Here is a 12,344-nt window from a genome sequence, read left to right as displayed (position 1 = left end):
ATGCAACTGTCCAGCACCGTCATGCGCAGCAAGGAACGCCCGGAGAATCTGGCCGAGCGGATCTATGCGCAGCTCAAGGACGACATCTTCGAGTTTCGCCTGCTGCCGGGTGACCGCTTTTCCGAAGGCGAAGTCGCCGAGCGCATGGCGGTCAGCCGCACCCCGGTGCGCCAGGCGCTGTATCGCCTGGAGCGCGAAGGTTACCTGGAGGTGTATTTCCGCAGCGGCTGGCAGGTGCGGCCATTTGATTTCGAGCATTTCGAAGAGCTTTACGATCTGCGCATCGTGCTGGAACTCGAAGCGGTCAAGCGCCTGTGTGACTGGCCGCGTGCAGAGCTACCGCCACTGCTGGCGCAACTGGCCGAGACCTGGATGGTCGCGGCCGATCAGCGCCTGACTGACGGCAGCGCCGTGTCGCGGCTGGACGAGCAGTTTCACTGCCACTTGCTGGAGGCGGCCGGCAATCGCGAGATGGCGCGGATTCATGCCCAGGTCAGCGAGAAAATTCGCATCATTCGCCGTCTGGATTTCACCCAGGGGCCGCGCATCGAGCTGACCTATCAGGAACATGCACTGATTCTGGAGGCGATCCTCAAGCGCCGCTGCGAGCAGGCACAGTCGTTATTGAAGACCCACATAGAGGTCAGCAAGGCCGAGGTCCGCAAGGTCACTCTGCATATGTTGCACACCGCCCGCCAGCGTTCGCTGGCGGCAGGTAGCAAGCAAGAACATTTCGCGTCTGCCCACCACAAGCCAACTGTTGACTCAACAATATGATGGGGGATTCATCCATGCGTCGTCGTAGCCTGATCAAAGCCTTTACCTTGTCTGCATCCATTGCCGCCATGGGCCTGAGCTGGACTGTACAAGCCGCCGAAACCATCAAGGTCGGTATCCTGCATTCGTTGTCCGGAACCATGGCGATCTCCGAGACCTCGCTCAAGGACATGGCCCTGATGACCATCGACGAGATCAACGCCAAGGGCGGTGTCAACGGCAAGCAACTCGAAGCCGTGGTCGTCGACCCGGCCTCGAACTGGCCGCTGTTCGCCGAGAAGGGCCGCCAGTTGCTGACCCAGGACAAGGTCGCGGTGGTGTTCGGCTGCTGGACCTCGGTGTCGCGCAAATCGGTGTTGCCGGTGTTCGAGGAACTCAACGGGTTGCTGTTCTACCCGGTGCAATACGAAGGCGAAGAAATGTCGCCCAACGTGTTCTACACCGGTGCCGCGCCAAACCAGCAGGCGATTCCGGCAGTCGAGTACCTGATGAGCGAAGACGGCGGGGCGGCCAAGCGTTACTTCCTGCTCGGCACCGACTACGTCTACCCGCGCACCACCAACAAGATTCTGCGCGCTTTCCTGCATTCCAAAGGCGTCAAAGACAGCGATATCGAAGAGGTCTACACCCCGTTCGGCCATAGCGATTACCAGACCATTGTCGCCAACATCAAGAAGTTCTCCGCCGGCGGCAAGACCGCCGTGATCTCCACGGTCAACGGCGACTCCAACGTGCCGTTCTACAAAGAACTGGCCAACCAGGGCCTGAAAGCCACCGACGTGCCGGTGGTGGCGTTCTCGGTGGGTGAAGAAGAACTGCGCGGCATCGACACCAAGCCGCTGGTCGGCCACCTGGCAGCCTGGAACTACTTCCAGTCGGTTGATAACCCGGTGAACAAGAAGTTTGTCGCCGACTGGCAGGCCTACGCGAAGAAGAAAAACCTGCCGGGCGCCGACAAAGCGGTGACCAACGACCCGATGGAAGCCACCTACGTGGGTATTCACATGTGGGCACAGGCGGTGGAAAAGGCCAAATCCACCGATGTCGACAAGGTGCGTGAAGCCATGGCCGGGCAGACCTTCGCTGCGCCGTCGGGCTTCACCCTGACCATGGACAAGACCAACCACCACCTGCACAAGCCGGTGATGATCGGCGAGGTCGAGGATAACGGCCAGTTCAGTGTGGTCTGGCAGACCCAGGAGCCGATCCGCGCCCAGCCATGGAGCCCGTACATTCCCGGCAACGACAAGAAGCCTGACCACGCGGTGAAGAGCCACTGATACACGCCGGTACTTGTGGGAGCGACCTCGGTCGCGAAGCTTTCAAGGCTTCGTCGCTAAAGCGGCTCCTACACAGCCCTGTCCAATCTACAGGTCACTTATCATGCCCAACTTCTTTCACCGCTTGATGCTGATCTGTGCACTGCTGCTGCCCTTGGGCGCGCAGGCCGGGGAGGCCGACGACTTTGTTGCCGGCAACTCCGCCGCGCAGGCAGACCTGCTCGAAGCCTGGTCAGTGCAACCGCTCGGTGAGCGACTGCCCTGGCTTGAAGCCTTGCGTGACGGCCGGGTCGCGGCCGACAGCAGCAAGCGCGCATTCATCGACAACAACGGCCAGTACAGCGCCGTGGACGGCGGTCCGGCAGCGGCCGACGAGCCGCGTAAACTGCGCCTGAACAATCGCCTGCGCGGGCTGGTCGACACCGCGCTGGCCAGTCATCAACTGATGAGTAACGATGCCGCAGTGCGGCTGGCCGCTGCGCAGCATCTGCAACGCAATGCCCGCCCGGCACAACTGGCGTTGCTCAGCCAGAGCCTGACCCGCGAGTCCGACAGCCAGGTATGGACCGCCCTGAACCTGGCGCTGGCCAACCTGCAATTGACCGACAGCAGCCCCACCGTGCGGCTGGCGGCGGTGCGGCTGTTGGGCGAAACCGGTGAGCCGCTGGCGCGCACCCGGCTTGAGGCGCTGCTGGAACCGGGCGTGGAGCCCGACGCCAGCGTACGCATTGCCGCGCAGACCAGCCTGGCGCAGGTCAAGCGCAAGCTGTTGATGGGCGACCTGCTTGGCCAGGCGTTTACCGGGTTGTCGCTGGGTTCGATCCTGCTACTGGCCGCATTGGGCCTGGCGATTACCTTCGGTTTGTTGGGGGTGATCAACATGGCCCACGGCGAGATGCTCATGCTCGGTGCCTATACCACCTACTGTGTGCAGGTGCTGTTCCAGCAGTACGCGCCCGATGCGCTGGCGTATTACCCGTTGCTGGCACTGCCAGCGGCCTTCTGTGTCACGGCGTTGATCGGCATGGCTCTGGAGCGCACGGTGATCCGTCATCTGTATGGCCGCCCGCTGGAAACCCTGCTGGCGACCTGGGGCATCAGCCTGATGCTGATCCAGGCGGTACGTCTGATTTTCGGCGCGCAGAACGTCGAAGTTGCCAACCCCGGCTGGCTGTCGGGCGGGATTCAGGTGTTGCCCAACCTGGTGCTGCCGTACAACCGGATCGTGATCATCGGCTTTGCGCTGTGCGTGGTCGCGCTGACCTGGCTGTTGCTGAACAAGACCCGGCTGGGCCTGAACGTGCGCGCTGTGACCCAGAATCGCAACATGGCGGCCTGCTGCGGCGTGCCCACCGGGCGGGTGGACATGCTCGCCTTTGGCCTGGGCTCGGGGATCGCAGGGCTCGGCGGCGTGGCGCTCAGCCAGATCGGTAACGTCGGTCCGGACCTGGGCCAGGGCTACATCATCGACTCGTTCCTGGTGGTGGTGCTTGGCGGGGTCGGGCAACTGGCTGGCAGTGTCAGCGCCGCGTTTGGCCTGGGTGTGCTCAACAAGATTCTCGAACCGCAGATTGGCGCCGTGCTGGGCAAGATCCTGATCCTGGCGCTGATCATTCTGTTTATCCAGAAGCGTCCGCAAGGCCTCTTCGCGCTCAAGGGAAGGGTGATCGACTGATGAACCAGCCATTGATGATGACCGCCGCGCAGAAGGCCGGCCCGAAACTCACCCTGCTGATCGGCGGCGTGCTGCTGGCGGTGCTGCTGGCCATGCCGCTGCTGTCGCTATTGCCTGCCGAACACCCGTTGCAGGTTTCGGCTTACACCCTGACTCTGGTCGGCAAGATCCTTTGCTACGCCATTGTTGCGCTGGCGCTGGATTTGGTGTGGGGGTATGCAGGAATGCTGTCGCTGGGCCACGGATTATTCTTCGCGCTGGGCGGCTACGCGATGGGCATGTATTTGATGCGCGAAGCGGCCGGTGATGGCCTGCCGGCGTTCATGACCTTCTTGTCATGGACCGAACTGCCTTGGTACTGGGCCGGTACCGATAACTTTCTCTGGGCCCTGTGCCTGGTGGTTCTGGCCCCCGGCCTGTTGGCATTGGTGTTCGGTTTCTTCGCCTTTCGTTCGCGGATCAAGGGCGTATACTTCTCGATCATGACCCAGGCGCTGACCTTTGCCGGCATGCTGTTGTTTTTTCGTAACGAGACCGGTTTTGGCGGCAATAACGGCTTTACCAGCTTTCGCAGCATCCTGGGCTTTTCGATCAGCGCGCCGGGCACCCGTGCGGTGCTGTTCCTGGCCACCGTGTTGCTGCTGGCCGGCTGTCTGTATGTGGGCTGGCGGCTGGCGCAGAGCAAGTTCGGTCGGGTGCTGACCGCGCTGCGCGATGCGGAAAACCGGCTGATGTTCTGCGGTTACGACCCGCGCGGTTTCAAGCTGTTCATCTGGGTGCTCAGCGCGGTGATGTGCGGGCTGGCCGGGGCCTTGTACGTGCCGCAAGTGGGGATCATCAACCCCAGCGAAATGTCACCGACCAACTCGATCGAGGCGGCGGTGTGGGTGGCGTTGGGCGGGCGCGGCACCCTGATCGGGCCACTGCTCGGTGCCGGGCTGGTCAACGGCATGAAGAGCTGGTTCACCGTGGCCTTCCCGGAATACTGGCTGTTCTGCCTGGGCGCGCTGTTCATCGTCGTCACCCTGTACCTGCCCAAGGGCGTGATCGGTCTGCTGAAGAAAAGGAGCGAATCATGATTGCCAGCCACGCAAACCCGGCCTTCATGCTGGAGCCGATTCTGGACCCCAACAGCGACGCCGGCACTGGCCGAGACGCGCTGGGTCTGGGTAACAGTGCCGGCCCCGGCCTCAATACCCGGCACGGTACGATCCTGACCCTGGAAGACATCAGCGTCAGCTTCGATGGCTTCAAGGCGCTGAATAATCTCAACCTGTACATCGGGGTCGGTGAACTGCGCTGCATCATCGGCCCTAACGGCGCGGGCAAAACCACCTTGATGGACGTCATCACCGGCAAGACCCGACCCGGTCAGGGCACGGCCTGGTTCGGCGAAACTCTGGACCTGACCCGCATGAGCGAGGTGCAGATCGCCCAGGCCGGCATCGGCCGCAAGTTCCAGAAACCCACGGTGTTCGAAGCGCTGAGCGTGTTCGAGAACCTGGAGCTGGCGCTCAAGACCGACAAGTCGGTGTGGGCCAGCCTCAGGGCCCGCCTGAACGGCGAGCAACGCACGCGCATCGACGAGGTGCTGGACACCATTCGCTTGAGCGCGTCACGGGATCGCCCGGCAGGCTTGTTATCGCATGGCCAGAAGCAGTTTCTCGAAATTGGCATGTTGCTGGTCCAGGACCCGCAATTGCTGTTGCTCGATGAACCGGTGGCGGGCATGACCGATGCCGAAACCGAGTTCACTGCCGAGCTGTTCAAGCGCCTGGCCGGCAAACACTCGCTGATGGTGGTCGAGCACGACATGGGCTTTGTCGGTGCGATTGCCGACCACGTCACGGTACTGCATCAGGGCAGCGTGCTGGCCGAAGGCGCGTTGGCCGATGTACAGGCTGACGAGCGGGTGATCGAGGTTTATCTGGGGCGCTGACGCGCCGGCTTCAAGCAGAGACTTGCCGCTGCAATTTCGAGGAATCCACATGCTCCAAGTAAGCGACTTGCATCAATACTACGGCGGCAGCCATATCCTGCGCGGCCTGTCGTTCCAGGCCAACGTCGGCGAAGTGACGTGCCTGCTGGGCCGCAACGGCGTCGGCAAAACCACCCTGCTCAAGGTGCTGATGGGTCTGTTGCCAGCCCGCGAAGGCGCGGTGCAATGGGAGGGGCAGAACATCAACAGCCTCAAACCGCACCAGCGAGTCCAGGCCGGGATTGCCTATGTGCCGCAGGGCCGGGAAATCTTCGCCCGGCTGACGGTCGAGGAAAACCTGTTGATGGGCCTGTCGCGTTTTCCCGGCAGCGAGGCCAAAGAGGTCCCGGCCTTTATCTACGAACTGTTCCCGGTGCTGCTGCAAATGAAGCAGCGCCGTGGCGGTGATTTGTCTGGCGGCCAGCAACAGCAACTGGCCATCGGCCGTGCCCTGGCCAGCCGCCCTCGGCTGTTGATCCTCGACGAGCCCACCGAAGGCATCCAGCCATCGGTGATCAAGGAGATCGGCGCAGTCATCAAGCGCCTGGCCGAGCGGGGCGACATGGCCATTGTGCTGGTCGAGCAGTTCTACGACTTTGCCGCCGAGCTGGCCGACCAGTATCTGGTCATGTCGCGCGGTGAGATTGTCCAGCAGGGCCGGGGCGAGCACATGGAGGCGCACGGGGTGAGGGGGCTAGTGACCATCTAAATCTTTAGTGTCGTCACAGCATCTTGTGAATGTGCCGCCGTCTTCGTTGCGGTCCGGCACTTCGGCAAGTCAACTTCCACCGGATCGCGTTGAACCTTAACTGATCGGCATTACCTCGTAGGACCGGCCGGGCGGCGATCCGTTTTAGCCGGGAAGCCTTCGCCGCTAAAGCGGCTCCTGCAAGCGACTGGTCGTTGTCAATTCTTGGGTGCTTTCCACCAAGGGCGTGGTGGCCTCAAACCACTGCGGCCAGGAGCTGCGATGCCGGGTCTCGACCGGGATGCAGGCAATCAGCCGGTCGCTCAGCACGTCGGTTTGCTGCACAGTCTTGGCGATGCGGTACTTGATGCTGTGGATGCATTCGCGGTCGCCAAATTCGCAGCGGTTGAGCTTTGTGCCGCCGCATGGCCCGTTGGCCAGGCCTTTGGGGCAAGTCTCGGGGCACACGTAGAGGGTGTCTTGCAGGCGGCAGCGGCCACAGCTATCGCAGCCAACAATAGGGCGTTTGGCACTGCGCTCCAGGCGGTGCAACAGGCGCGCACCACCCGCCGTCGCGCACACTGGCCGCCGCACGGCCCAGCCAAATGCCCGGCTCAGCCAGGTGGTGCGGCTGAATAGCTGGTGATGCAGGGCGTCCATCAGGTGGTAACGCAGCTGCTCTTTGTTGCTGGCCCTGGCCTGCGATTGACCCGGTTGCCAGGTTTCGCCGGCCGGCTGAAAGCTCACCGGTGCCAGCCCTGGCATCTGCCAACTGGCCTGCCAGGCGCTGGACCATTGTTCAAGGTCGGTAATCTGCGCCTGCCAGTCGTTGACCGCCTGCTCCAGCGCGTGCATTTGCGTGGCGTCGTGTACGCCAGAGAGCTCCACTGCGGCATAGCCCATCAGTTTCAGGCCGACAATCTGCAACCCCAGGCGGCTGATACTGCGCTGTTGAGCGAACGCTTTCGAGACTTCGGCCTCGGCGTTCACCGCCTCCAGCATCGAGGGGCTGACCACCGTCCCGGCCACATGCTCGAGCATCCTGGCCCGGCCTGCCGTCAAGGCCATGACACAGGCCAGCATTGGCTTGGGCGAGGGTTGGCGGCGCATCCAGGCCAGGGCTTCGAGATGCTTTTGCGCATCGAAGCCCAGTTGCAGGCTGAGAAAATCCGCACCGGCCTTGAGCTTTTTCTCAGCCTTGAAATACTGCGCGCCGCTTTCTTCTTCGCGGTACTTGAACGGGTTCAGCGCCGCGCCCAGCAGCCAGTGTGGGCGCGCCTGCCGGGCGATCATCAAGGCCGATACCGATTCCAGGTAACGCACCGGCTGCTGGCCCGGCTCATGGCCGGGCAGCCGGTCGCCGGTGACGATGAACAACTGCTCAAGACCCAGATTGTCGATGCGTTCGAGCTGACCGAGTAGGTCAGCGCGCTCGCGGTCCTTGCCGGAAAAATGCACCAGCGCCGGCACCGGACGCGACAGGCGGCTGTAGGCATCCAGCGGCGTCAGGTCGAAACGGCTGCCGACCCGGTCGGCAATCGTGCCGAGCAACGGCCAGCCGCAGAAATCGCCGCGCTGCATCAGCGTCTCGAACGATTCGAAGCTTTTCGCGGTGGGCTTGGGCACGAATTCGACGAGGCAAACGAAAGGCTGCTCGTTAAGGGCCTGCTTGAGGCTGATCATCATGTCGCTACCGGTGGGGCAAGGCGCTTATTGTCGACTGGTGGCGTGGGTGCCTGTTGTCTGAGAGCGACATGGCGAGAACGGCCAAGCGGCGATTGAGCAGGGGATAAATGCGAATATGAGAAAAACTCTAGTTCATCTCAAATTATATGAGTTTGTCTCAGTCGCTGCGCTTGCCGACAATTGGCCATCGAATATCTGCACCGAAGGATTGCACCATGGCCCTGGCACATAATCTGGGTTTTCCGCGCTCTGGCCGCGACCATGAACTGAACAAGGCGCGTGAGGCCTTCTGTAACGGCGAGCTCGACGAAGCCGGGTTGCGTGCCAAAGGCCGAGCGTTGCGTAGCGCGCACTGGCAAATGCAAAAGGGGGCCGGTATCGAGCTGTTGCCGGTGGGTGATTTCGCCTGGTACGACCAGGTGCTGAGCCACTCGCTGATGTTCGGTGTGGTCGCGCCGCATGTACGTAGCAAAGGCGAATTCAGGCCGACGTTACAGACGCTGTTCAGCATGGCCCGTGACGCCACTGCCGACGACATGAGCCGGTGGTTTGACACTCAGGAGCACTATCTGGTCCCTGAGTTCAGCGCCGATCAAGCGTTTTCCCTGAGCTGGGAGCAGTTGTTCGAAGAAGTCGACGAAGCCCATGCGCTGGGGTATGCGGTCAAACCGGTGGTGATCGGCCCGCTGACTTACCTGTGGCTGGGCAAGGCCAAGGACCAGGCGTTCAACAAACTGGAACTGGTCGACCGCCTGCTGCCGCTGTATGGCCAGATCTTTCAGCGCCTGGCTGCCCAGGGTGTCGAGTGGGTGCAGATCGATGAGCCGATCCTGGTGCTCGACCTGCCGCAGGAGTGGAAAAATGCCTATGAGCGCGTCTACAACCTGCTGCAGCGCGAACCGCTGAAGAAGCTGGTCGCCACTTATTTCGGTGGCCTGGAAGACAACCTTGGCCTGGCCGCCGGATTACCGGTCGATGGCCTGCACATCGACCTGGCTTGCGCCCCGGCCCGTTACCCGGTGATTCTCGACCGCTTGCCGGCATACAAGATCCTGTCGCTGGGGCTGGTCGACGCTCGTCAGCCGCAACGCTGCGATCTGGACCGGGCGCTGGCGCTGTTGCGCCATGCTCACGAACGGCTTGGTGAACGCCTGTGGGTCGCGCCATCGTGCTCGTTGCTGCACGGTCCGGCCGCCGCAGCCGGTGATGGCCTGCCTGATGCCGGACGGCACGGCGGGCTGGCCAGCGCCGTGCAAAAGTGCGCTGAGGTTGCCGTGCTGGCCAAGGCGCTCAACTGGCCAGAGTCTGTCACCGCGACCCCGGCACAGAGCTGCGCGGCCTAAGCGTGGCCGCTTGAAGCCCAAAGGTTCCGGTGGTTGTGCTGGCTGGAGGTGTCATGAAAACCATCCTGATCATTGGCATCGGTGCCGGCAACCCGGACTACCTCACTGTCCAGGCCGTTAACGCGCTGAATCAGGTGGATGTGTTCTTCCTGATGGATAAAGGCCTGAGCAAGGGCAAGCTCAATCAGCTGCGGCGGGACATCTGCGAGCGTTACATCAAGGACCGTGACTACCGCATGGTCGAAGCGCCGAGCCCGTCACGGGCAGGTGACGCTGAAGATTACCGGCAGAGCGTCGCTGAACTCAATGCGGCCAAACAGTTGGTCTTCGAGCGGCTGATTGACGAAGAGCTGCAAGACGGGCAGTGCGGGGCGTTTCTGGTCTGGGGCGATCCGTCGTTGTATGACAGCACGATCCGTATCATCGAAGCCATCAGCCGGAGCGGGCGTCACGCGCTGGATTATCAGGTGATTCCCGGCATCAGCAGCGTCCAGGCCCTGGCCGCACAGCACAAGGTGGCACTCAACAATATCGGTCGCTCGATCGCGATCACCCCCGGGCGGCTTGTGGCCGAAGGCTTTGCCGATAATGTCGACAGTGTGGTGGTGATGCTCGATGCCGGGAATGGCTTGCACAGTCTGGTTGACCAGGATCTGGAGGTCTACTGGGGCGCTTACCTGGGCACGGAAGATGAAATCCTCGTTTCAGGCAAGCTGCATGATGTGGTTCAAGACATTGAGCGGCTGCGTGAGCAGGCCAGGGCAGCCAATGGCTGGATCATGGACACCTGCCTGCTTAAACGGCCTGAATGACCGGCCGGGCGGCGATCCGCTTTAGCCGGGAAGCCTTCGCGGCTAAAGCCGCTCCTACGGGATAATGCCGATCAGTTAAGGGCGGCGCGGCCCGGTGGGAGTCGGCTCAGCCGACGAATGCAATGGCGCGTCCACCAACTTAGCGTGAAGCCCGCAAATTCTGCAGTTGCGTAGCAAAACGCTCTTTGGCCCGCGCCGGCAGGTCATCTGGCAGACCTGCCTGGCTATTTGCTTCACCCACCTGAATCAGCATGACCATGCCCATAGCCAGATGCGGAATGCACTGCACGCCGTACAGTCCCGGCACGCTGAAAGTGTGTTCGAACGGCTTGTTCAACGGGCTTTTGAAGGCATCGGCGCCCTGCGGTAGCAGGCCCGTCAGGCTGGCCGCGTTATGGCCGCTCTGGGTGGGCAGAAATCGCACCGTATCACCGGCAGCGATGTGCAGGTGATCCGGTTCATAGACCATGGCGCCCTCGGCGCCACGGGTGAGCATTTTGACTTCCCAGACTTCTGCTGTCGCTGGCAGTGCGATACCGAGCAGCAGCCAGCAGGCCAAACGTCTCATGGCTGTTCGGCCTTGCCACTGGCAAACGCGCTGGCCAGGGTTTCCAGGCCACGGAACAGGCGCACACCAGCCTGCATGGCGTCAGCGTCGAGGATGATGATGCGGTTGTTCTTCACCGCATCCATGTTTTTGGTCACCGGGTCTTTGTGGAGAAACTCCAGCTTTTTCTGGAAGTCATCCGCCGGGAAACGCCGACGGTCCATGCGCGCAATGATGATCCAGGTCGGGTTGGCCTTGGCCAGGGTTTCCCAGCCCACGGTTGGCCATTCTTCACTGGACTCGACCACGTTGCGCACGCCCAGGGTCTGCAGCATGAAGTCGGCAACACCCTGGCGACCGGCGACGTACGGGTCGATTTCCAGGTCAGCGCTGGAGAACCAGAACACCGCACTGGTGTTGCTCAGGTCCTTGCCAGCCAGTTGACGGGTGGCGTTGTCCAGGCGTCCCTTCAGCTCGGTGTTCAACTGCTGGCCACGCTCCTGCACATCGAAAATCTCGGCCAACTGGCTGACGCTTTTATAGATGGTGTCGATCTGGAAGTTTTGCGTGCGGGTGCCGTCGGCGCCGACCAGGTTGTCCTTGCCTTCACAGTCCGAAGGCAGCAGGTAGGTGGGGATCTTCAGGTCGCTGAATTGCTCACGGGTGCCGACCACCCCTTGGGGGCCGACCATCCACTCGAACTGCACGGTCAGCAGTTGCGGCCGCTTGCCGATCACCGCCTCGAAGCTCGGATCGTTGTCGGCCAGGCGCTCGACCTTGTCGTTCTGCGCCTTGAACTCCGGCAGCACATTGTTGAACCACAACGAGGTGCCCACCAGTTTGTCGCCCAGCCCCAGCGAATAAAGAATTTCCGTGCCGGCCTGGCCGATGGTGACGGCGCGCTCGGGAGCCTGGGCGAAAGTCTGTGGCTTGCCACAGTTATCGATGGTCAACGGGTACTGGGTGGCGGCGGCCTGGGCCAGACCGGCAAGGCTGAACGTGGCGGCCAGGGTGATAAGGCGAGCGAGCATGCTGCGGTACTCCTGTCGAAGCTGCACAAAGGCAGGCGCCCGGACAGGCATCGATAAGCCCCATAAACACAGGGCTGCACCCGGAGCCGGGCGCGGATGTCCATCCCGGACACCCCGCCGGTTGGTTGATTTTTTGCCGGCAGGTCTCCTGACTGGCGCGTCCAGGCCCGGCTCCGGCCTTCCCGGATCGTTTGACCCAGTGGCATCGTGGAGCAGGCTCGGCACCTACAGTTGCGGGGGCAGTTCCGGTTCGCGGGTCAGATGGCCGAGCAACCTGATGAGCGACGGATTCCCTATTAATTCCTGGTGGAAACCGGCGAGCGGCATGGTAGGGCATCGGGCTGTAAAGCGAAAGGTCAGGGCCGGTGCCACGGCGGGTTCCCCGCACGTCTGGCAAGGTGTAGCATCAGCACCGGCCTGATGCTGCCCGCCGCTCGCCCTGCGTCTTCTACCGGCCAGGAAGGTGAAAGCATCGCTGTACACACCCAACCCTATCGCTGCTTTCAAGCGTCGAGGCTTGGCAATGC

At 62.2% G+C, this 12,344-nt stretch carries 10 protein-coding genes, 1 pseudogene and 1 riboswitch; of the genes and pseudogenes, 8 read left to right on the top strand and 3 right to left on the bottom strand.

Translation table 11 applies throughout. The annotated features are described in order from the left end of the window. The 6 genes from PSCI_RS23955 (at position 1) to urtE (ending at position 6,419) form a co-directional block, all read left to right on the top strand. Entirely contained in the window at positions 1–777 is a 777-nt protein-coding gene (locus PSCI_RS23955; RefSeq protein ID WP_045491829.1) for a GntR family transcriptional regulator, read from the top strand. 14 nt (positions 778–791) lie between these two features. After that, the gene (urtA, locus tag PSCI_RS23950) at positions 792–2,057 is read left to right on the top strand and encodes an urea ABC transporter substrate-binding protein (RefSeq protein ID WP_045491827.1); all 1,266 of its coding nucleotides are present in this window, start codon (positions 792–794) and stop codon (positions 2,055–2,057) included. A 103-nt stretch (positions 2,058–2,160) separates the two neighbouring features. Then, complete coding sequence (gene urtB / locus PSCI_RS23945) at positions 2,161–3,732, top strand: urea ABC transporter permease subunit UrtB (protein ID WP_045491825.1); 1,572 nt, start codon at positions 2,161–2,163, stop codon at positions 3,730–3,732. Further along, on the top strand, positions 3,732–4,811 hold the full coding sequence (gene urtC / locus PSCI_RS23940) for an urea ABC transporter permease subunit UrtC (RefSeq protein WP_045491823.1): 1,080 nt from the start codon (positions 3,732–3,734) through the stop codon (positions 4,809–4,811). Before urtB ends, urtC begins: the two co-directional genes overlap by 1 nt. Then, positions 4,808–5,671 (top strand): urea ABC transporter ATP-binding protein UrtD, encoded by an 864-nt coding sequence (gene urtD, locus PSCI_RS23935; RefSeq protein WP_144403322.1) that lies wholly within the window; start codon positions 4,808–4,810, stop codon positions 5,669–5,671. The genes urtC and urtD overlap by 4 nt, the downstream gene beginning before the upstream one ends. 49 nt (positions 5,672–5,720) lie before the next feature. Further along, positions 5,721–6,419: an urea ABC transporter ATP-binding subunit UrtE gene (gene urtE / locus PSCI_RS23930; RefSeq protein ID WP_045491821.1), complete on the top strand. Its 699-nt coding sequence runs from the start codon at positions 5,721–5,723 to the stop codon at positions 6,417–6,419. Between the two features lie 165 nt (positions 6,420–6,584). Here the strand turns inward: urtE and PSCI_RS23925 are convergent, their stop codons facing one another. After that, the gene (locus PSCI_RS23925) at positions 6,585–8,081 is read right to left on the bottom strand and encodes a methylenetetrahydrofolate reductase C-terminal domain-containing protein (protein ID WP_045494834.1); all 1,497 of its coding nucleotides are present in this window, start codon (positions 8,079–8,081) and stop codon (positions 6,585–6,587) included. Between the two features lie 218 nt (positions 8,082–8,299). Between PSCI_RS23925 and PSCI_RS23920 the strand changes: the two are divergent. Together PSCI_RS23920 and cobF are read left to right on the top strand one after the other, a co-directional pair. Then, a pseudogene (locus PSCI_RS23920) lies at positions 8,300–9,409 on the top strand (5-methyltetrahydropteroyltriglutamate--homocysteine S-methyltransferase); the annotation flags it as partial. Between the two features lie 71 nt (positions 9,410–9,480). Beyond that, positions 9,481–10,239, top strand: a complete 759-nt coding sequence (gene cobF / locus PSCI_RS23915; protein WP_045491819.1) for a precorrin-6A synthase (deacetylating) — start codon at positions 9,481–9,483, stop codon at positions 10,237–10,239. Positions 10,240–10,378: 139 nt separating this feature from the next. Here the strand turns inward: cobF and PSCI_RS23910 are convergent, their stop codons facing one another. Then, positions 10,379–10,807, bottom strand: a complete 429-nt coding sequence (locus PSCI_RS23910; RefSeq protein WP_045491818.1) for a pseudoazurin — start codon at positions 10,805–10,807, stop codon at positions 10,379–10,381. Continuing rightward, positions 10,804–11,817: an ABC transporter substrate-binding protein gene (locus PSCI_RS23905; RefSeq protein WP_045491817.1), complete on the bottom strand. Its 1,014-nt coding sequence runs from the start codon at positions 11,815–11,817 to the stop codon at positions 10,804–10,806. Before PSCI_RS23905 ends, PSCI_RS23910 begins: the two co-directional genes overlap by 4 nt. A 121-nt stretch (positions 11,818–11,938) precedes the next feature. Beyond that, positions 11,939–12,150, bottom strand: a riboswitch (cobalamin riboswitch). Positions 12,151–12,344 lie beyond the last annotated feature (194 nt).

It is taken from the genome of Pseudomonas sp. StFLB209 (assembly GCF_000829415.1).
GTDB lineage: Bacteria > Pseudomonadota > Gammaproteobacteria > Pseudomonadales > Pseudomonadaceae > Aquipseudomonas.
Note: the sequence above shows the minus strand (reverse complement) of the source record. Positions and strands in the feature narration are given on the sequence as shown.